Here is a 22004-nt window from a genome sequence, read left to right as displayed (position 1 = left end):
GGTTAGCATCAATTTTCCAATCTGCGGTATGAAGGACAGTACCTACCGGCGTCGCAATTTTAAGGGCAAATGGTTCAGGCAACGAATGAGTAATGGCAAGCCAGTTAACGCTAAAAGGCCCAATTTGAAGGGTATCACCTGCATCTACTTCTATTATCGGCACCCGATTTGCCAATTTACTTCTTGCCAGCTTGCGCCTTAGTACCTCAGCGGTAAACGACGTTGTATAAATCGGCGTTTTAAACCTTTCCCACAAGTAAGGAATAGCGCCCACGTGATCTTCGTGAGCATGAGTGATAACAATCCCCGCTAACGCGTCTTTTTGATTTGCAATAAAGGAAGGGTCTGGCGCAACCACCCGATGTGTTGCACCTTTAGATTCAGTGGAACCAATATTGCTGCCCTTTTTATAGTCTGGAACGAGAGGCTCGTCAAACGATACACCGCAGTCCACCATTAACCAACGGCCGTTGTGGCCGTACAAGTTGAGATTCATCCCTATTTCGCCAGTGCCCCCTAAGGGGACAAACCACAAGTCGTCAATAGTTGGGTGCAACAAAATTGATATTACCTTTGATTAAAATAAAGCGAAGTAAAGAGATCGAAAACCGGTTTACAGGGCCACCGCTACTCGTGAAGCTCTATGTTAAGTTGATCAATGACTTCGGCCCAAGCGGCATCTTCAACAATGGCGTCTTTTAAGAAAGCAGCTTGGCTCTCATTCCAGTAAGGGGCTTCGTGAAGATGTTGGCTCTTGTTTAGACCGCGATGTGTCTCGAAAAACTCGGTAATTTCTTCATCTGAACTACCTAAGCCAAGTTGACTAAACAAGCTATTCATTGTGGGTTGCTCGGTAAACATAACGCCTCCTTGATACTATAGAGATAGGGAGTACTTATTAAGCGTCGCTGGCGTATTTAAACCGGTGTTCAAATTTCCATAATAAAGCAGCCTTACACTCCCTGCTTAATGTTTACCGAAGCAAAAGCCTCTAAGATCACACGCTATAAATACTCTGCGAACTCTTCAGGTGTAATCACCTCACCTTCTTCTGCAGGTACCGGACATACTATAACCATTAGCTCATCTTGCGTCATTCCTGGTACCCATTTCGTTAAAAATTCCTGTGTGGTTAACTCCATAGCCTCGCAGTGAGCCCAATCTTCAGTGGCCCACAGTAGTGCTAGCTCAGCGTCAGGCCATACAGGTACGCCGTCTTCTTCATCGGTTGTCAGCATCACGCAGCCATGCTCATCTTTTAAAATGAATAATTTTTCTTCGGCTTTTATTGTAGCTAAGCTCGCTTCTAGGCGTTGAAAGGCATTTTTTTCTAATAATGGGTGTAATTGTGACATAAGGTTCTCACTTAAATTCTGTCTTTTGCAGGCGCGATAGGCACATCATGCAAATTTCGTTTACTGGTCGCAGTTAGTACGCGGTAGATACGCTGTCAATAATTTCAGCTAAACCTACGCGTCTCACTTGCTTCATGCTATGTACGTATACTTTTAGCGATACGTTTTCTACTGCCTTTATTTTCGTCACCTTTATATGTTGCGGTAACTGCTTTTCAACGTGGATTGGCAAAACAGCTACGCCCCCCTCGCTTTGCAAATTGTTTAGTGCAAGATTAAGTGAATTTGTTCTCAACTTGGCGTCGCGCAGTTGAGGGTAAGCTGTCAGTAACCAATCTCTTGCTTTGGTTCCCCAATCAATAGCCACAAAGTCTGCCGCATCAATGGTATCGGATGTCTCTCCAATGCGATAAAGCGCTAACTCTTGTTCTAGTAAAACCTCACTGTTTACTTCTTCTGACTTAAGCGGTTCGGTGGAAAAAGAAAGATCGGTTACACGCTCATGAAGTTGTCTGGACAAGCTATCGAGCGTAAGCACTTCGGCTTTCACTGACCAATCGGGAAATGTACTGTGCAAGTGACTTAACATTTGGGGTAATAATAACTCGCTCGCTAGTTGTGTGGCGCCGCACACAACATATTCAGATGACTGAATTTGTAGCTCTTGTTTTGCCTCGTTTAGCGTCGCGCAAAGCTGTCGAGCGTAGGGCAATAATTTTTCGCCCGATTGAGTAAGCTGGATACTATTTCTTTGCCTTATGAACAACGTGGTATGAAAATACTCTTCAAGTAACTTTATGCGAGCGCTTACGGCAGACTGAGTGAGGTAAAGATTCTCTGCGGCTTTACCAAAGTGACGGGTTTTTGCCACTTCTATAAACGTGGTGAGAAAGCGTATATCCATGCTTGTTGTACAACCAAATCAAAGTAAAACTAAGTTGACACAGATAATACGGCAAGTAAACACAAAAGCACAGAAGCGTACCGCATGTAACGGTACGCTTTATTAAAATTTCACCAACTCGATGAATTAATACTCTTCTTGGTGCAGGCGACGCTGTTTATCACGACGTTGCAGGTCACGCTTTTGCTTTGCCTTCACATCGCTATGACGTTTAGCATTTGGCTTTTTAGCGTGAAAACCTTCGTCTTCTACCGAGTCCCATTCTTCACGCTGGTAACGATAGTCTTTGCTCATTGCATTCTCTAGGTAGTTAACACGCCTTAATTATTATCCTAAGCCATAAAATGAAAAACGAATTTTAATCATCGTAGCGATAATAATTTTTGATGATTCACGCTTTGATTGGCTTAAAACTATGTTTCTGCCAGTTAGCTGTACTATGGTGCACCGTAAGCGCGGAAGTTATAAAACCCTATAAAAATAATTTTTATTGCTATTTTACAAGTAGTTAAAGCAATAACAGCGCCCCTTTCTCGTTGTCGAGCAACTGCTCAAAAAGCAAGCTACATTTTGATTTTTTTGTTACTTTTTAAACCGTTAAAAATTTTTTATTGATAAGAGAAAAATCTTTTGTTTTATCTTCGTTTTTAATTGTCATAAAAGTGCGCTGAACAAAACATTACGTTGGGTACATCATGAAACGTTTAGCTATTCGACCATCAGCAAAACCTTATATTGACCGTCAAAAATTTCCCTATGGATTTCGCAAATCAGGTGACTTTAGCATTGCAGAAGCAGATCTTCTTACTCAATACGGTAAAACGTTACTGCAATTAGAAACGGGTGAACTTACACCACAAAACGACGATGAAACGCATTTTGTTGACTTCATTAGCGGCAAGGTTGAAGCAAGTAACAACCTAGAAAAGGCGTGGGCGAAGTATGTCCGGTTAGCAAGAGGCAAGAAGCACTTTTATACGCTTCACAGCAGCGCGAGTAATCAATCGGATTATGACGACGACTTTTCCGACGATGAATTCGATGTAGCATAATCATTCCACCCTCTTAATAAAGCTCGCTTCGGCGAGCTTTTTTGTTTTACGACTCGAAATGATCTCAATCAACTTTTGGCAAGAACAAAATGAAGAAACGTTAAGGACTGTCTACACTTAGACTAATACAAAGCGATGCCAATTTACTTGTTAATATCGCTTTGAATAACGAGCCCAAGCAAAGGAGGCGCAACGATGATCATTAGTTCAAAACAGCTTACTCACTTTTCCATTCACGCCGTGGATGACAAAGTGGGCGGCATCCGCGATATCCTTTTTGATGACGAGACCTTTACCGTACGCTATTTGGTTGCAGATACAAACACCTGGCTTCCACTTAGCCGCAAGGTTGTGATATCTCCTATCTCTGTGACAGGTTTGGAAGCCGAGGAGGAGTCCATTCAAATAAACATGACGGTTGATACTCTTAAAAACAGTCCGTCTATTGATGAGCATAAACCTGTATCTCGTGAATATGAGGAGAATCTCTTCAAATACTTCGGGTATGGCTATTATTGGATAGGACCAGGAGCTTGGGGGGAGTTTGCTCATCCCGATGAGTTAGTTGAATTACAGCACGCTGAGGAATCAGACACGGTCCACCCTAAAAAATCCACGAATCATCTGCGTGCTGTTGCCGAGGTGGGCGGATACGAGGTGGCTACAACCACTGATAATGTCGGCCACATCAGTAACTTTATTATTGATACGCGAAGCTGGGAAATTGTACTGCTGGTTGTAGATACCAATAATTGGCTTCCAGGCGGAAAACACCTTGCTCTTCTACCGACCGATGTAGATAAAATCGACTGGGCTGCACACTGCGTCAGCGTTAAGCTAAGCCATGACGAGCTAATTAATCGACCAGAAGTAGACAGTGATAAAATTACTGAAGAATCTTATATTCCTACATTATGCGCACAAATAAATAGTGAAACGCGTTAAGGACTAACGAGAAAATTTCATGCTGATAGATAATGCAATGTCCGTTTGCTAAGGCGGACATTGCACTTTAGAAAGGAAGAAAAACGAAAAACACTACTCGCAGAAAAATTCGTACATTAACGCAATTAAACGTTTAACACGTTCGTCAGCTAATCGATAATAAATGGTTTGACCTTCCCTTCTCGTGGCCACCATTTTTGATTCTCGCAGTAGGGCAAGATGTTGTGAAATTACAGGTTGTGATACGCTAACGACCTCTAGCAGCTCGGTAACCGATTTCTCCTCCTTTAATAGCGAGCAAAGCACCATAAGGCGTGTTTTGTTCGCAAATTGCTTAAGGAAGATCTCAGCCTCCACCGCATGTTCCATTATATCATCTGAACCTATCACCATATCCTCGGACATAAGCACTCTCTATCTGTAAAGTATTTCAACGTCAATTTATCCATTTACTATACTAAAGTATAAGACAATTTGCCGACTTGCCATTTTATGCGATGAATTCCCGTATTTTATGAAATTTTGTAGTGCTACCCTATGAATATTGGTTTTATCTTATTTATACCTCAGTTTCAGCGAAAGCGATTTTTAAAGGAAATATAATGCTAATTGATATCAAGAAACGGCTAGAAAATATCGACCTGGACATAAGAACAATAACGGCAGAACAAGCCGTCAGTGAGCAAAAAAATAATGGGGGTACGCTTATTGATGTTAGGGAAGCAGCAGAGGTCAGCAAAGAGCCCGTCCCTTGCGCCCTTCATATCCCGCGTGGCGTTTTAGAAATGAAGGCATTGGAACACTTTAGCGATGCTTCCACGCCTCTTTATATTCACTGTGCGTCTGGCGTGCGTGCTACGCTCGCAGCAGAACAGCTATTAAAGATGGGTTATGAGAATGTGTCGGTTATCACGTGTTCTGTACCTACAATTAATCAAGCCAGCACAAATGACTAAGTAAAGCCGTATGTGCTATAAGAGACGCTAAACGAAGTCAAAAGGCGTTTTATGCTTAAATCCACACTAGAACAGTGGCGTATGTTTAAAGCCGTTGTAGATGCAGGCGGCTTTAATCAAGCCGCTGCAGAAGTACATAAAAGTCAATCAAGCGTTCACCACGCAGTACAAAAGCTAGAAAACGCGATTGGGGTTACTTTATTTGAAAATATAGGCCGCAAAGTAAAGCTTTCTCCACAGGGTGAACTTATGTACCGCCGTGCCTCTTTTCTGCTTAGTGAAGCCCATAAACTGGAAGCGGTGGCTGATAGCCTACAGGCCGGAACAGAAACAACACTACGTATAGCGGTGGACATAATCTTTCCCTCTGAGCTGTTATACAACGTTCTCGCTAAAGTCTCTTCCGAATTTCCCCAGTTGCGTATTGAGATAGAGGAAACCGTATTAAGTGGCGCTAATTCACTGCTAAGTAGTGGGAAAGTAGATTTAGGGATATCCCCTTTCGTGTTGCCTAATGGGTTCAGCGAAGACCTTTGTGAAATTGAGTTTGCCGCTGTTGCCCATGTAGACCACCCGCTACATCAGTTAAACCGAACACTCACCCTTGAAGATTTAAAGGCACATAGGCAAATAGTAGTGCGCGACTCCTCTGCCGAGCGAAAGGCAGATATTGGGTGGCTAGGCGCCGAACAGCGCTGGACAGTAAGCCATGTAAGAACATCACTGGATATCATTGCCCAAGGATTAGGATTTGCATGGTTACCAATTGCTATTATTAAAGAAGAGCTAGAAAGCGGTACTTTGCAACCACTCCCCTTAGACAATAATGCCGCGCTAAGAAAAGCATTACTGTATTTGTCGTTTGAAGATGGTGATACCTTAGGCCCCGCTGCTCGCGCGTTCATTGGAGAGCTCAGGTATCAAACGATGAACCTGCCCTCTTCGGACTTTATTATGGACGAATGCAAAGATTAGAGAACTTACGCGTTCAAATGGTTTAGACGATTAGGGCAGCGAGTCGTTCAGACCCCAAGACAAAGCCAAATAACGAAATTGAAACACCGACAAGTGCCACTGCCCCGTCATCGGTGGCCATTCCTATTGCCATAATAAATACGGCAGAAGCAGGGATTAGCCCCATAAAAGGAATGAGCTCTAAAGGAATCATCACAAGACCGCATGCCACGCAATTCAACGCAATGAATGAGCGAACAACTGGCTGGCGCATGAAAAACCAACGCGGAACTAAAAACCTGTCCACGCGCACCGCGAGCGGTTTGACCTTTTCAACGATGTATCTAAGTTGGTCGGCATCACATGTTAACTCCATTACCCTTTCCGGTAGCCAAGGGTGACGACGACCGAGTAATATTTGCAAAGCGATGAGTAATATCGTCGCACCCGCTAAAGATGGGATGCCTGGAATGGCGCCAATGGGTGTACAGGCGATAAACGACGGCAAAGCAAGCATTGGCCCAAACCCGCGCTTTTCCATTACGGTCCAGAAGTCAGCAAAAAGAAACTCGTCCCGCCTCGCATGGGGTTGCATTTTCCCAAGCAGCTCATACAAGGTCATTGATCTTTCAGCTGTTTTTCCTAACATATTCAATTCCTTTGATTTAACAACTCGAATCGTCCGCCAAGCGGTTAAGCACAATCCTTATCTATAAAACGGCAGCCGAACCCAATTGGCCTATATAAGGTGGGCTGTATGTAAAAAGAAGTTAATAGCCCCTTGTTGTGCGAAAAATATGCCATTGGACGATTAACGGCCCTTTTTGCGCGTGTAGGAATAGTTTTTGCAATTTTTGTAAAAACGACAGAGTTGTTACAGAGTAAATTTGTAATAACAAGGGGAAATATTTACGAACGCTAATGACAAATAAAGTCGTGAAATGGTTATAAAAACCTTGTCATTGATAAGTGCGTTAGCTATTTCGTTTTGAAAAACCAATTAACACACTTTTTGGATATCAAAATAGTCGAAACTTGCGCTTTGATACCCAAAGACTGTTAAATTATGATAAAACTATAACATTGTTTTTATTCCGAATTTTTCCGAATAGGAATCTAAAGAGAGGGACATCCACGTGCTAACCGTACTTTTAGTTGATGACGACGCTGAGTTCACAGAAGTTGCCTGTACCATTATTGAATTCTTGGGTCATGAAGTGCTTACCGCAGGAACATTAAAAGAAGCCCGAGACTGGTTAGAAAAAGAAACCTTCGACCACGTATTACTCGATTTTATGCTACCAGATGGTAGTGGCGCGCATTTATTTAATGAACTAGACGCGCTTCCTAAAAGACCAAGAGTTACCCTTATAACCGGCCACCCTTCTGTCAAAAGCGTTATTAAAGGGCTGTGTGGGCCTACGGTTGACTATCTCGTTAAACCTATACAACGAGAAGAAATTGAGGCGGTTTTAAGTCAGAAAAACAAACAAAAAGCGCCTAAAGAAGAGAAGATAGAAAAACATTTCGATTTGCTTATCGGTGAGTCACCGATAATGAAAGAGCTTTATAAGTTAATTTCTCGTGTAAGTAAAACAAGCGCAAATGTCATGCTGCTCGGTGAAAGTGGCGTGGGTAAAGAGGTGGTCGCCGCCGCCATTCATCGCGCTTCAGAAAGTGAAGGCCCCTACATTGCCACAAACTGTGGTGCCTTTTCTAAAGAACTCATTGGTAGTGAACTGTTCGGTCATGAAAAGGGCGCATTCACTGGCGCTGTGGGTCGAAAAGAAGGGGTATTCGAACAAGCCGAGGGGGGAACACTCTTTCTGGATGAAATTACTGAAATGCCCATAGATATGCAGCCAAACCTGCTTCGCGTTTTAGAAAACAAGGTCGTGCTTCGCGTTGGCGGCACTAAAACTATCCCCGTTAATTGTCGCGTTGTATCTGCAACAAACCGGACAATGGAAGAGATTGCGCAAAGTAAAGTGCTGCGCGAGGATATATATTTTAGGCTTGCCGTTTTTCCTATCACTATCCCCCCACTAAGAGAGCGCAAAGAAGATATTCCTTTGTTAGCTAAAACGTTCATCGCTGAATTTAATAAGGATAATGGCTCTAACTTTAGGTGGGAAGACGCTCAACTTGATACACTTCAAGCCTACGATTGGCCGGGCAATGTTCGTGAATTAAGACACTTTGTGCATCGTGCAGCTATCATGAGTGACCCCGAAAAAAGTGAAATAGAGTTACCAAAAACCATTGAATCGCCTTTCGCTCAAAAGCAAAGTACGACACCGGCACTTCAGGCAGGACGCACCATTGAAGACGTTGAGAAAGAGCTTATTTACGCCACGCTAGAAAAGGTCAACGGCAATAAAACAACGGCTGCTGAAATGCTGGGGATCAGTACTAAGACCCTCTATAACCGCCTTCACGCATATGGTGACTTAAGTAAAGACGAATAAAAACAATGAGGTATTCAGTATGACTAGCGACGAGTTTTCTCAACTTAGTGTTTTTGTTCACGACGCGCGTAAGCCGCTGAACAGGATTTCGATGCAAGCTGAGCTAGTAAAAATGGCATTAAACGGAGACGTTCCGCCTGAAAAGGCGTTAACGGCATTGGATAAAATAATAAGCAGCGCAAAAGACTGCAGCCACACCCTGACTGAAATGACTTCAGAACTGGGCGAAAATGTTTCGGAATAAATAGATGATTTCTAAAGTATTGTCTTCGATATACAGTTGGATTGTTATCGTTGTGCTTGTTATCGTTGTGATAACGGCAAATTCATTTTATGTGGTAAGCACACTAAATGACCTCTCTGCGCTTGAAGCCAGATTGTTTACTACAAACCGTGTTATTAATGCCATAAACAGGCTACACGTAGCCGTTTTGCGCGTAGAGTCTGGACAACGTGGCTATATGTTAACAGACGATGAAAAATACCTGACGGACTACAGCGAATCGTTAAGTGTTATTGGCGAACTGATGAGCGAAGTCGAAGTCAGCTCTTTTTCTTCCGATATCGATGACCAATCCGTTAGGATTGAAGAGCTACTCGACCTTACTAAAGCGAAAGTCAATGAGGTGATTCGAGTTGTTGAACTCATAAAAGAAGGCAATGAACAACAAGCCATAGAATCATTAAATAGTGATAAAGGCATTGCCCTTTATCGGCGTTTTGAAACCGTATTTAATGATATTCACAACTCAGAAAGAGATATGCAGGGAACACACCTTGCCAACTTGATGAGTTTAAGACGTGATTCTGTAAATACGCTGATTATTTCATCAGCGACAACGCTTCTTCTCATAATCACCGTATTTTTATTATTAAAAATTAACTCCCGTGAGCATGAAAGGTATCAAGCTGACCTTGAGTCTGTAAATGAAGATTTGGAGTCGCGGATTGTAGAGCGTACTCAGGAACTCAGCGTTTACTCTGACGAACTTGCCAGAAGTAACAGAGAGCTTGAAGACTTCGCTTTTGTCGCCTCTCACGATCTTCAGGAGCCGCTGCGAAAAATCAGGGCGTTCGGCAATAGGTTAGAATCCGGCTACAACGACGTGATTGACGAGAGGGGCAAAGATTACCTTGCTCGCATGCTTAATGCGGCTGAGCGTATGTCTATGCTTATCTCTGATCTTCTGGCTTTTTCTCGAGTATCAACCCGAGGTAGAGAGTTTGAAGAAGTTAACCTAGATCGGGTTATAAAAAGCGTACTTGGAGATTTAGAGATAGCCATTGAAGAAAAGTCGGCGCAGATAAACGTTTGCGAAATGCCAACAATTCGAGGGGACAAGTCCCAACTCGAACAGCTCTTTTTGAACCTCATCTCTAATGCGCTTAAATTTCAAAGCGAAAGCGTGGTGCCCATCGTCAATATAACCGTTACTGATGCGACGGAAGAAGATTTGAAAGATATATTGATGCATGAGGAAAACGAATGGATAAAAATAGCGATATCTGACAACGGTATTGGTTTCGAACAGTCTTTTGCAGAAAAAATATTTGCTCCTTTTCAGCGTCTGCATGGTAGAAGTGAGTACAAAGGTACCGGCATTGGACTTGCCGTTTGCCGACGCATTGTTGAACGACACAATGGCCACATAACCGCGAAAAGCACCCCCGGGGAAGGGGCAACGTTCTTGATGATTATGCCTAAAGATAGCGATCCTTTTTCAAACAATAATAATGGAGATACACACAATGACGCGTAAACAAACCCAACCAATCAATATATTAATGGCAGATGATGACGAGGATGACCGTCTACTCACTGTCGATGCGCTTGCAGAAAGCAGAGTATTAAACAATTTGTTTTGCGTTGAAGACGGCGTTGAGCTTTTAGAATTCTTGCGCCATGAGGGCAAATATACAGACCCAGCTTCTGCGCCGCGACCAAGCCTAATTCTGCTCGATTTAAACATGCCTAGAAAAGATGGTCGCGAAGCACTTCAAGAATTAAAGAACGATCCGAAGTTGCGCAGCATTCCTGTTGTTATTTTGACAACGTCGAAAGAAGAAGAGGATATGCTTCGCGGGTATGACCTAGGGTGTGCTTCTTACATTACCAAACCCGTAAACTTCGAAGGTTTGGTGGAATTAATGCGGGCCCTCGGACGCTATTGGATTGAGTTCGTTGAGTTACCAAGCGAATAATTGGAGTACTAGATGACAGAGGTTATAAAAATTCTGTTAGTAGAGGATGATGAAGATGATTACTTCTTAACCTCTGATTATCTAGCACAATGTGAGTCACCTTCGTTTGAACTAACCTGGGTGACTAATAGTCTAGATGCCGTAGAGGCACTCAAAACTAATAATTTTGATTTGTGCTTGCTAGATTATTTGTTGGGTGCTGAAAATGCCATCGACGTGCTAGGGCTTTTGAAATCTAATCAAATTAGCTTACCCGTGGTGATCCTCACTGGCCAGTCTGACTCAGCGGTTGATGAAATGGTTATGCGTGCTGGTGCTGCAGACTATCTTCAAAAATCAGAAATAGAAACGCCTCGTTTTATGCGTACTATTCGCTACGCGATGGTGCGCCGCGATATTGAAAACGAACGCATTGAACGTAATAAAGTCGAGCAGAAGAACAGGGCGAAAGACAAGTTTCTTGCCCACTTAGGCCACGAACTTCGAACACCGCTAACCTCCATTTTAGGGTACACAGAGCTCCTTATTGATGACGCGCGCAACAGCGCTTTTCAACAGGAGCTATCGATTATCCACTCAAACGGAAAACACTTGTTAAGCCTGCTAAATGATTTACTTGATATGTCCCGTATTATGGCGGAAAAGCTTGAGCTTAATATTCAAGACGTTAATTTATCAGCCTTTTTAACCGATATTCATTCGTTGATGCGGCTTAATGCCAAAGATAAGGGTCTGAGCCTTAACGTTGTGTCAAAAACCAAAATTCCAGAGTTTATCCAAACCGACCCAACGCGCCTGCGTCAGGTACTGCTGAACTTAATATCGAATGCCGTAAAGTTCACTGATAAAGGAAGTATAACGTTAACCATCGAACTAGATGAATACACGCCTCAGGATGGCTCCCCTCCTCTACTCAGGTTTTCCGTTGATGATACAGGTATTGGCATGGCGCCAGATAAATTGAAAAATATCTTCCAGCCCTTTGAACAAATTGAAGATGTTATGCGTGCCAATCACGGAGGTGCAGGGTTAGGGCTTGCAATCTGTAATGAGTTAGTTTCTAAGTTGGGCGGGGATATTGCGGTTACTTCTCGACTTGGCGAAGGAAGTACGTTTACCTTTGATATAAATCCCGGTGAGCTATCTTCACAACCACTGGTTGACTTACAGCTCGGTCAAATTCAACCGGTGGAGTCGAGCAGCATTGACCTGTGCGTTACAGGTAGAGTGCTAATTGTAGATGACCTTAGAGAGATACGCAGACTAACGGGGCACCTTGTCAGTCAGTCACAAGCTGACATAAGCTACGCTGAAAATGGCGTAAAAGCGCTGGAAGCCGTATTAGAAGCTGATGAACACAATCAACCTTTCGATTTGGTTCTTATGGATATTCATATGCCCGTAATGAACGGTATTGAAGCCCTCCACGCTATCCGCCGGCACGGGCAAGATATTCCTGTTATTGCTGTCACCGCCGCGAGCCGTAAAGGCCTGCGGGAGTCGCTAATTCGAGAAGGGTTTAACGATGTTATAGGCAAACCTATAGACCGCTTTGCATTGGCAAATTTGCTTTCTCAATATTTGCCTCCAGGCAATTATGTAACCTTTACTAATGTAGAGAGTCAAGTCGCCGATATGCCAATGGAAAAGCCCTATGCACCGGAAGAAAACAAGACGCCTAAAAGTAACCTCTATCTAGAGTACATAGGTGAAACAACAGTGCAAAGCTCGGACAATAAGCCAAACGATACTCACCCAGAAAATGGCGAGGCTGCGCCAAAACATAAGCGCATTCTTGTCATTGAAGACGACGAAGACGCAGCTGAATTGCTACAGCTTTTTCTCACTCATTTAGGCCACGCCGTCACCACAGAGTATTGTGGGGCTGACGCGTTAAACACAGCAGAAGGTCAGAATTTTGATCATATCCTGATGGATTTAACCCTGCCTGACTATAATGGCTACGACCTTGCCGCAGAACTGAAACAGAAACTCCCTGATGCCGTACTAACGATTGTAAGCGGCCACGAAGCAGACACCGATGCCATGTCATCTATTGGCATAGATAGTGCGCTTTTAAAACCCGTATCTAAAGACGATTTGGCCTCCGTAGTAGGTTAAATCGAATCCAATGGCGCAAAGACTAAGAAAATATTACAAGGGTTTGCAAACGAACGTGTGAGACTTGCAAACCCTCTCCTTTTTCCCAAACCCTATATATACATAAAAAACAAATAAAACAATAGCTTACATAAATGGTATACAGGTTGCACCCTTAATATTGAACCCAAAATATTAAGGAGAGTATTATGGCTACACAAGCATCAGCAAAATCGCAAACGGTAAAAACGAGTACGACTAACGGCGTAACTGAGCCGAGCCACCCAGTAACGGATCAACTGAAAGAATCTCTTCACTCTTCGGTAGACAAGTTAGCAGACAGTGCCGGTATCGCCGAAGAAAACATTCGTAAAACAGCATCGTCTTCTGCGGAAAATATGTCGGCACGAAAGCGCCTTGCAGAACAAAAATGGCAAGCGTCAAAAGTACGTAAATACGCCATAGAAAACCCGGTAACCACTGCGGGTATTGCATTCGCCGCAGGCATGTTGGTAACTTCACTACTTCGCAAGAAATAACCGATGACAGTGCCTGATTTTCACAAAGCACAATTTTCATTGTGTGAAGAAAATCCGTTTCGCCTGACGCCTCCTGGCGCTCAGGCGACGCTTAACGCCGATAGACATTCAAGCGCTAATAAATCATCAAATTCTACTACTGAGCAAAACTACCCCGACCCTTCCTTCTCAAGCATCATATCTGCGCTTAAAGAAGCATTTTCTCAAAGAAAAGCACAAGGGTTCGCGTTTTTAGAACTGACTAACAGTGAATTGATGCTCATAAAAAAGAGTATTTTTGTTACGGTATTCGCTTGCTTAGCTGCTTTTGCGGTAGGAACTGTTTGCTGGCTTATCTTAAACATCGCTATTGGCGCTTTTCTTCACAGTGTGGGAGTGCATTACGTGATAGTACCGTTAGTGCTATTGGCTATTAATGTGTTAACAGCATTTGGACTATTTAGACTTGCCCAAAACGCGTTTGGGTATATCAGCTTTCACCGGCTTGTACAAACGTGGAGACGAGTTTTCGGTTAGCTACTCCTTGCTACAAACTAATTCATATTTTTTGTCAAAAATAGCGTAAGGTAACCACGATGAACATTTTTTTAAAGGCTAATATGCGTGACATCGCAGAAAAGGAGCATGCTTACTTTTCGCAAAAGCATCATGCAGATGTTGCAGTTACGCAAGCAAAAAGGCAATGTAAGCTATTAATGGGCAAACCCGAGACGCTATTGGGTATTGCTGCATTTGGCGGTTACAAAGGTGCAGTTGATGCTAAGCCTAAAGCAAAACGCAATCAGGCCATGATGGCGCTAGGCAGAACCGCGCTATTGTCATTGTTTCAATGACCTAAATAATCTAAGGAGTACGTGAGATGACCGGAAAACCTACGTCGAAAAGTCGCAAGATGCTTGCTGGTATTGGTATAGCATTTAGTCTTGTAATAGTAGGTTGCTCATCGACGCCAGTCGCTGCGCCTACCCCTTATAAATCGGCAAACACAAAAGCCGGTTATGGATACTCTAGTGAGAAACTTTCGGGCAGCGAATACAAAGTTCTCTTTAAGGCCACAGACAAAACTCCTGCAGATAAAGTTCAGCAATACGCCCTCCATCGCGCTGCACAAATTGCGCAAAAGCAGGGGTACAGCTATTTATCTATAGTAAAAACTAACGTAGATAAAAAGCCTGTATTGGCACGAGAAATTGTGGCTAATAATGAAAAGCCGGCAGCATTTCAAATTGATAGACAATGCACCATGTCCGGATGTGAAGAAGTGGCACAGCCGATGTCCGTGCCTAATTCCAGTGACGTGGTAAAAACACAGATCAACGATATTTATTTTACCATCGTCGTTAAAATGGCAAATGATATGGCAAGCTTAGGTAAAAACGCCTTCACTGTAGAAGAAGTGCTTGCTGAGCCGCTTGAGACTAAAGGCAGTAATTAAACCGGTAAATACTCGGACCTTTCCATTTTAGGCATCTAAGCGTCATCTGAGGTGAGGTGAAGCGTATTAGCGCGCTCTATCCACTCTAGGCTCTTGGTTTGCTCGTCTAACGTACCCTTTGCATCTTCTAAGAAGACCTGACAGAAATAGTCTACCGCGGGCAGCTTTTCGCGGTAGCGCTTTAGCTGAACTTCCATTTCTCTCATCGCGTTAGAAAACTCAGAATTTGATTTTGACAGTTCATAATCGCACTTTAAATATGCGCATAAGACATCGGCAGCTTTTGCTAGCGTTACGTGATCGTCATCTTTATTTTGCTCAATTAGCGGAATATATCTAGCCTGTAATTCCTCGGGCAAAGTCTTAATGAGCATTAGCTCAAAGCGACGCTCTAGCTTTTTTATTGCAGCCGTGGTTTCCGGGTCGTGGTATTTAACCGGGCTAGGTATATCACTCATCCCTGCAATTTCACTTCCCTCGTGAAAGATAGCCATTGCCGCAACCCTATCAGGGTTGATGTCTTCGTTAAATACATCGCACGCTATCGCACCAAGCATGTGGGCCACAAAGGAGGCTTCGTATATGTGGGTCGATAACATCTCTTCCTGGAATTGTGCCATAAGCGGCCACCGTTTCACATTGCGAGCGCGCTGCATAAGACCGATAAACGCAGAATGTGTTTCTGCCATAAACTTTTTTCCTTCACTTTCATCTTAGACGTTTCTAACCTATCACCTTAGCAAACACACTGCTAATACCATAGGTGATCACGAGCCTGTAAAAAATGCATTTTTTCGTGTAATCGTGACTTCCATAATTGGAAATAAACTAAACCAAACATTGGTCAAATTAAAATTTAGTCATATATATCATAAACATACAAACTCGGCACGAAGCTAGCATTATTCATAGTGAAAGTAACGGAAGCAATACGAGGATTTAGTTATGTTAGGTTGGGCAATCACATTTTTTATCATCGCCATTATTGCAGCAGTTTTTGGTTTTGGAGGCATCGCTGGTGCAGCAACAGGTATAGCACAGTTTTTATTCTTTGTGTTTATCGCGCTGCTAGTAATCTCACTTATCGCTAACGCGCTTCGTGGCAGAGCACCAAAAGCCTAAAAGTAATAATTATTTTAGTAGGAAAAAGGAGTAAGGATATGTTTTCATTTAAAAATCTATCAAAAGTACTAGTAGCATCAGCATTTGCTTTATCACTAGCCGCATGTGGCGATGGTGAAGCAGAAGACGCAGGCGAAGAGCTAGACGAGATGGTTACCGACGCAGGTAACGCCGTTGAAGACGCGTGTGAAGATGTGAAAGAAGGCGTAGAAGCTGAAGATAAAGACTGTTAATCAGCACTTTATCGCCAAAGGGCCAGACATATGTCTGGCCCTTTTAGTTTGTGTTAAGGCTAACGGTTACGCCACCTCTTCACCGCCTAACTCCCTGGCTAAATCATCAAGAGTGGACAGTGTGGAATCGAACACGCCTACCACGTAGCGATATTTAACGCTTACGTGATGATCTGACCGCCCAAATTTCACTTTTAGCCCTTCAGCATCAATATGTTTAACCGTGTTTAAAAATCGATAAGCGGACATTTCTGTCTCGAAATGATATTCAACCGCGTTTTCCATTTAAGCCACCACCTCTGGGTACGCATCAATAACCGCAACAACCCGTTGCGCCAAGTGTTTGTCCTTTTCACACAGCACATCAAAGGATAGCCAATCGGCCAAAATATCGGGCGCTGTAGCGGCTTGCCCTTGTTCTAACTTCGCCGTCATCATTTGTAACTGTACGCTGGAACGTATTGATGCATCAGCGGCCGGACTTGGCATATCTGTAGCAACTTCTAACGCCACCGTTAGCCACTGCCTATCGTGCTGACAGCTGGCATTACCATCAGATTGCCTAAGAAGGCTTGACCACCGTCTGCCCACTGTTTCAAGTAAGGTCTCTTCATCGCCTTCCCGAGCGGTGCCGCCCTCCCCTACGTTAAGAAGAAGTAATGAACTAAGCGCTTGTGCTTTTTGTACCCGAGCTTGAGATTGAGCGCTTTTCGCGAGCGAAACACGTTTTGCCTCTAAGGCTTCTAACTTTCTTTCCACTTTACTGCGTTGTGGTTTAGGTAAATCACGAAGTTGTTCGTTGATTTCGCTTACTATCTCATCGAAAGCCGCGCTGTCACTCTTAATATCGATATTATCGACTTTACTAAGCAGCTCATCGACTTGCGCATTAAACGCGTTACTTTGTACTTTTCTCTCAGCCTTAAGTCGCTCGAAAACCGCGTCATTTGCCGCTTTAAACTCTGCCCAAAGCTTACTTTCTTCTCGCTTGCCTGCATGCCCGATTTGCTTCCACTGAGCCTGTAAACCCTGTGATTTGTCGGCAGCGCTATGCACATCATCTTCCGTAGCAAGTTGCTGAGCCTGTGCAACCAAGGCGCGCTTTTGCGCTTGATTGCCACTTTGCCACTGCTGTATTTTGCTTTGAATTGGCGACGATACCGCTTTCCACTCTTGTTTAAGTGGTTCGTATATTTCGCGCTCAACTTGACCGGCGCTATGCCATTGTTTCGCAGCTTTATCGAACACTTTTACCAACTCTGATTCAGGCGTATTGATGTCTATCGCCTTAACAGTTGCAATGATCGACATACGCTTTTCACGAGCCTGAGCGCGTTGCTCATCAAGCTTGGCATAATGTTCTCGGCAAGGCTCAAACGCTTTTTCAAGAGCTTCGTCAAACTGCTGCTGTAATGCAGCGTCTTCACCATCGTCACTTCCATTACTGGTAGATGAGGGGGTTAACGACAGCCACTGCTTGCGCAAGTATTTAATTGCTTCGCTTCGTGCTTTTATATTGTCGGCCTGTGTTGAGGCTAGCGCTTTGGCTTCTTCAACCAACGCGGGCTTTCTTGGCGCCGCAAGGTAATCTTGCCAGCCTTCCAAATGCGACACCTCCTCAGCTGTTTTTACAAAACGTTTTTCGACCTGCTTTTTCGCATTACTAGGCAGCGCATGATAGCTTTCGTCAAGCTTAGTAAACTTAGCAATAGCGACGCGGAACTTACCCTGCCCGATAAGGTTATCGATAACGCTAATTTGCTTTCTAACGTGCTTCACTTGCTCACTTTCTTTCGATTTCTTCGCACGCTCGTTAGCGTTCACCCGTTTAGTCGCAGCGTTAAAGCGCTTCATCAACGCTTTTGGAATAGTCGCTAATTCACGGCTTAACACTTGATAATCGTTTCGCGCTTCAATGAAAGCACCGTTAAGGCTGGCCACGTTATTACTTTCTGCTGCTAGACCTTCACTAGCGCTATCTTCGTTCACATCGTTTTGAGAAGCATCAACAATTTTAGCGGCAATATCTTCTAACGTTTGCAGCTTAATAAGCAGCTTTTGTCCATATTGCTGCTGCATTGAAAACCGCTCTAGTTGGTCATTCAACCCGTCCACTTCGCGCTTAATTTCTGCAATACGTTTCTCGTTTGAGTTTTCGCTTTCCATTCGAGAAAGCTGTTCTAACGTCGCTTCTACGCCGCGTACACTTTCGTTGACCGTGGCGACATCGGCAAGCGTAGCCTCACAAAGACGATTATTATATAGCCAAGATACTTGCTCGTTAGCGTATGTTAGCTGTTGCTCGCACAAAGCCTTCGTATTGGCAAGCTGCGCGGCCTGCTGCTTCTCTTCCCACGCCGGACGAATACGTTGTAAATAACGCTCGACCTGTTCAGATATACGGGTGCGTTTTTCGTCATACTCTGCGCGCTCGTCCTGAGTGAGTAAATCAAGTTGCGCAAATAATCCCGTTAACTCGCTGTCGAATTCCCGCTGTTTTTCATCGATGAATTGCACGTCAGACTTATCGAGCAGCGCTTGGTATTTAGACAACACTAACGTAAGCTGTTTTTTAAGCTCCACGGGGCGGCGCTGAGCGTCTTTTATCGCCGCTACTCGCGTATCAATCTGCGCAAGTAACTCGCTATCTGAGACCTTTTTGGCCAGCTTCTGCAACTCGGATATTTTATCTTGAGCATTGATGAGCTGGGTTTGTAAACCCGCACTCGCCCCTTCCAGAAATACGTATTGCGTAAACGAGGGCTTGTCGACTTTTTCGATTAACGCTTTCGCAAGACTATCGTCTGATAAAAGCGCGGGGTCTTTTGATAGCATTTGCGGTAGCATCTGCACCACTAAGTCAGCACTGGCCGTTTCGGTTAAAAACGAAAACTTTTCCTGAGATGAAAGTGAGAGGTCGCCTTCCCCTACGAGCGCTTCGTTTACCTTTTTTTCAGCGGTTTTCTTTACTCGTGTTTGCTTTGCAATTTGCGACATTTTAAGCCAAAGAACAAAGCTATTAAGCTTTTCAAGAGCAGCCAAACTGACATTACTGTCTTCGTCATTGAAGGCTAATTCGTGAAGAATTGTTTTTTCTTGTGCCTTAACTGGAGAGAGACTTTCAATTGCCTGAATGCGTTTCTCTGGTTTTGGGCTTTGGTGTGAAGGCGTAAATATACGACTAAATATCATCCTGTTTAAACCGCGCTATAGTATTTTTATCATCATGCTCGTTACTTAACGAGCGTTTAAAGTCGGCTTTGCTTTTATGAACAATTTCACCGCTTTCCCCTACAGTCATGTGCTCTGAGGACTTTTCAATTTTCGCTTGATAAAGCATTACGGCCTGCATACTGCTAGCCTTTTGCTCTTCATTAAGTGGCGTACCGTCGGGCCACTTTCCGGTTTCAACTGCTTGACGTAAACGCTCATATATTTCTGGCGTCATGCTGCCTACAAGTGCTTCTATATTCATTTAGGAAAAACGCTTTATATATACAATTCGCGCGCGGTTTACTAAGTACCATACAAAGCCAACCACTGCGCCCAAAATAGCCAGGTTATGTTGCAAGTCGCCAGGGCGCGTTCCGCCCCAGTACATGAATCCAAAACTTGCTACGAAGATCAGCATAGCAAGGAGTGACTGGTTCTGGATACTCTGCAACTTTTTAAATCTTTGTAAGCTTTGCTTTCGCTCGATGTCTTCGGAAGTCGCATCGCCTATCTTAAAACCGCAGTGAGGGCACGTCTGGGCTTTATCAGACGTTTTTTTATTGCACGAAGGACAGTCAACTAATGCCATATGTTGCTCCTATTGATTGGGTGCGAAATGGAAATACTCGCGCTATCTGTGCTGAGCATTTATACGCGGACGGGTATCATACTTAAGTTCAGCACAACAATGAAGTCGATTATGTTGATTAAGCTGACAACCGCAAAACAAAAAATGCGCGGGGTGTTAACTTTTGAACAAAGTACACTTCCGCGCATTTCAATGGGTTGACCTACCGTTTTTGCCTTTGCTCTGTTTCTGACAAAAGCGAGCGATAAGCCTATTTACACTTACTTTTTATGGCGAGCCCAGTAGTCGTTCACGGTCTCTTTCATTTCTTTGCAAAGCAGCATAATACCGAATAAGTTCGGCAGGGTCATAACGACAATTGCCACTGCAGAAAGTGCCCATACTAGAGTCGTATCAGAGAACGCTGCCCATACAAAACCGGCTACGTAAATAACGCGATAAGGCATCACTGAGCGCGGCCCTAAAAGGTATGTCATGGCACGGTCGCCGTAGTAAGACCACGCGATAGCGGTAGAGAAAGCAAACAGCATTAGACCAATAGAAACAATGTATTGACCCGCGTCACCGAAGAAGCCTCGGGTAAACGCAATGGTTGTCAATGCCGCAGAGTGAACCAGCGACTTACCACTTACTTCTAAATTCTCTTTTACTGGCTTACCGTCTACAACTTTTAGCGTACCTGTAAACAGATCTTCACTTCCCACCGCGTACTTAACATCTTCAGCAATTGAGCGCGCGTTAAGTAGTGTGAAACCGTCACTGACTGCGGTGCCGTTAACAACCGTAATAGAGCCGGTGTAAGGCTCAACCACATTGCCTTCAACCTCATTGAGGTAGCCATAAAGTTTATCGACATCCGCTTGGTTCGTGTCGTCATACTGGCCGGCAACGAAATACATGTCAGAACGGTCAAACACGTTCTCATGTTTTTCTTTCCAAACACCCGACGACAGGATAACTAAACCTGTCACTGTACAAATAAGAATGGTATCGATGAAAGGTTCAAGCAATGACACCATCCCCTCTGACGCTGGCTCTTTTGTTTTTGCTGCAGCGTGTGCAATAGGTGCAGAACCTTGGCCGGCTTCGTTTGAGAATAGACCTCGGTTTACACCTCGGTTAAATGCATAAGCAAGCGAGGCCCCTAAAAACCCTCCCGCAGCCGCAGAGCCAGTGAAAGCATCACCGATAACCGCAGCAAACGACGGCCCGATGTTTTCAAGGTTTGCGAAGATAACCGCGAGTGCACCAATAAGGTAAATCACCGCCATTACCGGCACTACACGAGCAGTAAACGCCGCAATTCGCTGAATACCGCCAAGAATAACCAAGGCCAGAAGAATACCAAGTACACTGCCTACCGCCCAAGGTTCAAAGCCAAAAGTCGCTTCGATACTTTGTGCAATGCCGTTACTTTGCGGAAGGTTACCTGTACCGAATGAGCTCACTACCGTAGCAATCGCGAAAGCAACAGCTAGCCACTTCATGTTTAGGCGTCGGTCCATATAGTACATGGGCCCACCCGCCATGGTGCCATCTTCCGTTTTAACGCGGTACTTGTGCGAAAGGGTCACTTCAACAAATTTCGTTGTCATACCTAAAAAGGCGGTAACCCACATCCAAAATAACGCTGCTGGGCCACCTAAGAAGATAGCAAAGGCCACACCTGAAATATTACCCGTCCCTACGGTGCCAGACAGCGCCGTGGTTAAGGCACGAAAATGCGTGGTATCGCCTGGATCACTTTCTTTATCAAACTTACCGGTAACTACTTGCCAGGCGTGTTTGAAAAAACGAATTTGCGGAAACTTGAGATAAACTGTGAAGAAAAGACCTACACCTAACAGCACATAAGGGAACCAGAACGCCCCCCCTAAGAAACCATCGAGCATAGTTAGAAAACCATATAACCCTTCCAAGGTAATTCCCCTTTTTTA

The 22004-nt window shown here is 44.0% G+C and carries 28 protein-coding genes; 15 read left to right on the top strand and 13 right to left on the bottom strand.

Annotated elements, in window-relative coordinates; translation table 11 throughout:
• The 5 genes from ACTRWF_RS14925 to ACTRWF_RS14905 form a co-directional block, all read right to left on the bottom strand.
• Window positions 1-559, bottom strand: a 559-nt coding sequence (locus ACTRWF_RS14925; protein WP_462835777.1) for an MBL fold metallo-hydrolase, incomplete at its 3' end; no start/stop codon positions are given.
• 68 nt (window positions 560-627) lie between these two features.
• Window positions 628-861: a DUF2789 domain-containing protein gene (locus tag ACTRWF_RS14920; RefSeq protein ID WP_278384592.1), complete on the bottom strand. Its 234-nt coding sequence runs from the start codon at window positions 859-861 to the stop codon at window positions 628-630.
• 143 nt (window positions 862-1004) lie between these two features.
• Window positions 1005-1355, bottom strand: coding sequence for a DUF2750 domain-containing protein (locus ACTRWF_RS14915; protein WP_012519160.1), 351 nt, complete (start codon window positions 1353-1355; stop codon window positions 1005-1007).
• A gap of 73 nt (window positions 1356-1428) precedes the next feature.
• Complete coding sequence (locus ACTRWF_RS14910; RefSeq protein WP_020746123.1) at window positions 1429-2259, bottom strand: LysR family transcriptional regulator; 831 nt, start codon at window positions 2257-2259, stop codon at window positions 1429-1431.
• 126 nt (window positions 2260-2385) lie between these two features.
• Entirely contained in the window at window positions 2386-2553 is a 168-nt protein-coding gene (locus ACTRWF_RS14905) for a hypothetical protein (protein WP_015067440.1), read from the bottom strand.
• 401 nt (window positions 2554-2954) lie between these two features.
• Between ACTRWF_RS14905 and ACTRWF_RS14900 the strand changes: the two genes are divergently transcribed.
• Together ACTRWF_RS14900 and ACTRWF_RS14895 are read left to right on the top strand one after the other, a co-directional pair.
• The gene (locus tag ACTRWF_RS14900; RefSeq protein WP_333970704.1) at window positions 2955-3311 is read left to right on the top strand and encodes a MaoP family protein; all 357 of its coding nucleotides are present in this window, start codon (window positions 2955-2957) and stop codon (window positions 3309-3311) included.
• Between the two features lie 195 nt (window positions 3312-3506).
• Window positions 3507-4256, top strand: coding sequence for a PRC-barrel domain-containing protein (locus tag ACTRWF_RS14895; protein WP_012518759.1), 750 nt, complete (start codon window positions 3507-3509; stop codon window positions 4254-4256).
• A gap of 93 nt (window positions 4257-4349) precedes the next feature.
• Here ACTRWF_RS14895 and ACTRWF_RS14890 read toward each other — a convergent pair whose 3' ends face one another.
• On the bottom strand, window positions 4350-4661 hold the full coding sequence (locus ACTRWF_RS14890) for an ArsR/SmtB family transcription factor (RefSeq protein WP_015067442.1): 312 nt from the start codon (window positions 4659-4661) through the stop codon (window positions 4350-4352).
• A gap of 197 nt (window positions 4662-4858) precedes the next feature.
• On the opposite strand from ACTRWF_RS14890, the gene ACTRWF_RS14885 reads away from it, so the two are divergent.
• Both ACTRWF_RS14885 and ACTRWF_RS14880 read left to right on the top strand, forming a co-directional pair.
• On the top strand, window positions 4859-5212 hold the full coding sequence (locus tag ACTRWF_RS14885; protein WP_012518761.1) for a rhodanese-like domain-containing protein: 354 nt from the start codon (window positions 4859-4861) through the stop codon (window positions 5210-5212).
• A gap of 51 nt (window positions 5213-5263) precedes the next feature.
• The gene (locus tag ACTRWF_RS14880; protein ID WP_462835776.1) at window positions 5264-6187 is read left to right on the top strand and encodes a LysR substrate-binding domain-containing protein; all 924 of its coding nucleotides are present in this window, start codon (window positions 5264-5266) and stop codon (window positions 6185-6187) included.
• A 22-nt stretch (window positions 6188-6209) separates the two neighbouring features.
• On the opposite strand, the gene ACTRWF_RS14875 is transcribed toward ACTRWF_RS14880, so the two are convergent.
• Entirely contained in the window at window positions 6210-6815 is a 606-nt protein-coding gene (locus tag ACTRWF_RS14875) for an exopolysaccharide biosynthesis protein (protein ID WP_024016462.1), read from the bottom strand.
• Between the two features lie 487 nt (window positions 6816-7302).
• Here ACTRWF_RS14875 and ACTRWF_RS14870 point away from each other — a divergent pair, with 487 nt between their 5' ends.
• From ACTRWF_RS14870 to ACTRWF_RS14830, 9 genes are all read left to right on the top strand, one after another.
• Window positions 7303-8634 carry a sigma-54-dependent transcriptional regulator gene (locus ACTRWF_RS14870; RefSeq protein ID WP_012518764.1) on the top strand — a complete coding sequence of 444 codons (1332 nt, stop codon included), beginning with the start codon at window positions 7303-7305 and terminating at the stop codon, window positions 8632-8634.
• A 19-nt stretch (window positions 8635-8653) separates the two neighbouring features.
• Entirely contained in the window at window positions 8654-8878 is a 225-nt protein-coding gene (locus ACTRWF_RS14865; RefSeq protein WP_012518765.1) for a hypothetical protein, read from the top strand.
• Window positions 8879-8882: 4 nt separating this feature from the next.
• Complete coding sequence (locus ACTRWF_RS14860) at window positions 8883-10394, top strand: ATP-binding protein (RefSeq protein WP_462835775.1); 1512 nt, start codon at window positions 8883-8885, stop codon at window positions 10392-10394.
• Window positions 10384-10836, top strand: a complete 453-nt coding sequence (locus ACTRWF_RS14855) for a response regulator (protein ID WP_012518767.1) — start codon at window positions 10384-10386, stop codon at window positions 10834-10836. The genes ACTRWF_RS14860 and ACTRWF_RS14855 overlap by 11 nt, the downstream gene beginning before the upstream one ends.
• A gap of 12 nt (window positions 10837-10848) precedes the next feature.
• Entirely contained in the window at window positions 10849-12957 is a 2109-nt protein-coding gene (locus ACTRWF_RS14850; protein ID WP_462835774.1) for a response regulator, read from the top strand.
• Between the two features lie 188 nt (window positions 12958-13145).
• Window positions 13146-13475, top strand: coding sequence for a hypothetical protein (locus ACTRWF_RS14845; protein ID WP_012518769.1), 330 nt, complete (start codon window positions 13146-13148; stop codon window positions 13473-13475).
• A 3-nt stretch (window positions 13476-13478) separates the two neighbouring features.
• Complete coding sequence (locus ACTRWF_RS14840; protein WP_348680710.1) at window positions 13479-13991, top strand: hypothetical protein; 513 nt, start codon at window positions 13479-13481, stop codon at window positions 13989-13991.
• Between the two features lie 59 nt (window positions 13992-14050).
• On the top strand, window positions 14051-14308 hold the full coding sequence (locus ACTRWF_RS14835; RefSeq protein ID WP_012518771.1) for a hypothetical protein: 258 nt from the start codon (window positions 14051-14053) through the stop codon (window positions 14306-14308).
• Window positions 14309-14334: 26 nt separating this feature from the next.
• On the top strand, window positions 14335-14910 hold the full coding sequence (locus tag ACTRWF_RS14830; RefSeq protein ID WP_012518772.1) for a CC0125/CC1285 family lipoprotein: 576 nt from the start codon (window positions 14335-14337) through the stop codon (window positions 14908-14910).
• A 35-nt stretch (window positions 14911-14945) separates the two neighbouring features.
• On the opposite strand, the gene yfbR is transcribed toward ACTRWF_RS14830, so the two are convergent.
• Window positions 14946-15599 carry a 5'-deoxynucleotidase gene (gene yfbR, locus ACTRWF_RS14825; RefSeq protein ID WP_012518773.1) on the bottom strand — a complete coding sequence of 218 codons (654 nt, stop codon included), beginning with the start codon at window positions 15597-15599 and terminating at the stop codon, window positions 14946-14948.
• Between the two features lie 256 nt (window positions 15600-15855).
• Between yfbR and ACTRWF_RS14820 the strand changes: the two genes are divergently transcribed.
• Together ACTRWF_RS14820 and ACTRWF_RS14815 are read left to right on the top strand one after the other, a co-directional pair.
• A complete protein-coding gene (locus tag ACTRWF_RS14820; RefSeq protein WP_012518774.1) occupies window positions 15856-16032 on the top strand; it encodes a DUF1328 domain-containing protein in 177 nt (58 codons plus the stop codon).
• 38 nt (window positions 16033-16070) lie between these two features.
• Entirely contained in the window at window positions 16071-16265 is a 195-nt protein-coding gene (locus tag ACTRWF_RS14815; RefSeq protein WP_012518775.1) for a hypothetical protein, read from the top strand.
• Window positions 16266-16331: 66 nt separating this feature from the next.
• Here the strand turns inward: ACTRWF_RS14815 and ACTRWF_RS14810 are convergent, their stop codons facing one another.
• The 5 genes from ACTRWF_RS14810 to ACTRWF_RS14790 form a co-directional block, all read right to left on the bottom strand.
• The gene (locus ACTRWF_RS14810; protein ID WP_012518776.1) at window positions 16332-16550 is read right to left on the bottom strand and encodes a hypothetical protein; all 219 of its coding nucleotides are present in this window, start codon (window positions 16548-16550) and stop codon (window positions 16332-16334) included.
• Complete coding sequence (locus ACTRWF_RS14805) at window positions 16551-19457, bottom strand: DUF349 domain-containing protein (protein ID WP_462835773.1); 2907 nt, start codon at window positions 19455-19457, stop codon at window positions 16551-16553.
• The gene (locus ACTRWF_RS14800; RefSeq protein ID WP_012518778.1) at window positions 19447-19740 is read right to left on the bottom strand and encodes a YeaC family protein; all 294 of its coding nucleotides are present in this window, start codon (window positions 19738-19740) and stop codon (window positions 19447-19449) included. Before ACTRWF_RS14800 ends, ACTRWF_RS14805 begins: the two co-directional genes overlap by 11 nt.
• Window positions 19741-20067 carry a zinc-ribbon domain-containing protein gene (locus tag ACTRWF_RS14795; protein ID WP_012518779.1) on the bottom strand — a complete coding sequence of 109 codons (327 nt, stop codon included), beginning with the start codon at window positions 20065-20067 and terminating at the stop codon, window positions 19741-19743.
• Between the two features lie 260 nt (window positions 20068-20327).
• Window positions 20328-21986: an alanine/glycine:cation symporter family protein gene (locus ACTRWF_RS14790; RefSeq protein WP_012518781.1), complete on the bottom strand. Its 1659-nt coding sequence runs from the start codon at window positions 21984-21986 to the stop codon at window positions 20328-20330.
• Window positions 21987-22004: the final 18 nt, after the last annotated feature.

The organism is Alteromonas sp. G5_S2_22_S1 (assembly GCF_054968525.1).
Note: the sequence above shows the minus strand (reverse complement) of the source record. Positions and strands in the feature narration are given on the sequence as shown.

Excerpts from the sequence above, each read along its gene's own strand:
- ACTRWF_RS14805 (WP_462835773.1), bottom strand. The coding sequence starts at position 19,457 with ATGATATTTAGTCGTATATTTACGCCTTCACACCAAAGCCCAAAACCA.
- ACTRWF_RS14810 (WP_012518776.1), bottom strand. The coding sequence starts at position 16,550 with ATGGAAAACGCGGTTGAATATCATTTCGAGACAGAAATGTCCGCTTAT.
- ACTRWF_RS14800 (WP_012518778.1), bottom strand. The coding sequence starts at position 19,740 with ATGAATATAGAAGCACTTGTAGGCAGCATGACGCCAGAAATATATGAG.
- ACTRWF_RS14895 (WP_012518759.1), top strand. The coding sequence starts at position 3,507 with ATGATCATTAGTTCAAAACAGCTTACTCACTTTTCCATTCACGCCGTG.
- ACTRWF_RS14820 (WP_012518774.1), top strand. The coding sequence starts at position 15,856 with ATGTTAGGTTGGGCAATCACATTTTTTATCATCGCCATTATTGCAGCA.
- ACTRWF_RS14815 (WP_012518775.1), top strand. The coding sequence starts at position 16,071 with ATGTTTTCATTTAAAAATCTATCAAAAGTACTAGTAGCATCAGCATTT.
- ACTRWF_RS14850 (WP_462835774.1), top strand. The coding sequence starts at position 10,849 with ATGACAGAGGTTATAAAAATTCTGTTAGTAGAGGATGATGAAGATGAT.
- ACTRWF_RS14880 (WP_462835776.1), top strand. The coding sequence starts at position 5,264 with ATGCTTAAATCCACACTAGAACAGTGGCGTATGTTTAAAGCCGTTGTA.
- ACTRWF_RS14840 (WP_348680710.1), top strand. The coding sequence starts at position 13,479 with ATGACAGTGCCTGATTTTCACAAAGCACAATTTTCATTGTGTGAAGAA.
- ACTRWF_RS14875 (WP_024016462.1), bottom strand. The coding sequence starts at position 6,815 with ATGTTAGGAAAAACAGCTGAAAGATCAATGACCTTGTATGAGCTGCTT.
- ACTRWF_RS14905 (WP_015067440.1), bottom strand. The coding sequence starts at position 2,553 with ATGAGCAAAGACTATCGTTACCAGCGTGAAGAATGGGACTCGGTAGAA.
- ACTRWF_RS14890 (WP_015067442.1), bottom strand. The coding sequence starts at position 4,661 with ATGTCCGAGGATATGGTGATAGGTTCAGATGATATAATGGAACATGCG.
- ACTRWF_RS14835 (WP_012518771.1), top strand. The coding sequence starts at position 14,051 with ATGAACATTTTTTTAAAGGCTAATATGCGTGACATCGCAGAAAAGGAG.
- ACTRWF_RS14910 (WP_020746123.1), bottom strand. The coding sequence starts at position 2,259 with ATGGATATACGCTTTCTCACCACGTTTATAGAAGTGGCAAAAACCCGT.
- ACTRWF_RS14855 (WP_012518767.1), top strand. The coding sequence starts at position 10,384 with ATGACGCGTAAACAAACCCAACCAATCAATATATTAATGGCAGATGAT.
- ACTRWF_RS14915 (WP_012519160.1), bottom strand. The coding sequence starts at position 1,355 with ATGTCACAATTACACCCATTATTAGAAAAAAATGCCTTTCAACGCCTA.
- ACTRWF_RS14830 (WP_012518772.1), top strand. The coding sequence starts at position 14,335 with ATGACCGGAAAACCTACGTCGAAAAGTCGCAAGATGCTTGCTGGTATT.
- ACTRWF_RS14865 (WP_012518765.1), top strand. The coding sequence starts at position 8,654 with ATGACTAGCGACGAGTTTTCTCAACTTAGTGTTTTTGTTCACGACGCG.
- ACTRWF_RS14845 (WP_012518769.1), top strand. The coding sequence starts at position 13,146 with ATGGCTACACAAGCATCAGCAAAATCGCAAACGGTAAAAACGAGTACG.
- ACTRWF_RS14900 (WP_333970704.1), top strand. The coding sequence starts at position 2,955 with ATGAAACGTTTAGCTATTCGACCATCAGCAAAACCTTATATTGACCGT.
- ACTRWF_RS14920 (WP_278384592.1), bottom strand. The coding sequence starts at position 861 with ATGTTTACCGAGCAACCCACAATGAATAGCTTGTTTAGTCAACTTGGC.
- ACTRWF_RS14885 (WP_012518761.1), top strand. The coding sequence starts at position 4,859 with ATGCTAATTGATATCAAGAAACGGCTAGAAAATATCGACCTGGACATA.
- ACTRWF_RS14795 (WP_012518779.1), bottom strand. The coding sequence starts at position 20,067 with ATGGCATTAGTTGACTGTCCTTCGTGCAATAAAAAAACGTCTGATAAA.
- yfbR (WP_012518773.1), bottom strand. The coding sequence starts at position 15,599 with ATGGCAGAAACACATTCTGCGTTTATCGGTCTTATGCAGCGCGCTCGC.
- ACTRWF_RS14860 (WP_462835775.1), top strand. The coding sequence starts at position 8,883 with ATGATTTCTAAAGTATTGTCTTCGATATACAGTTGGATTGTTATCGTT.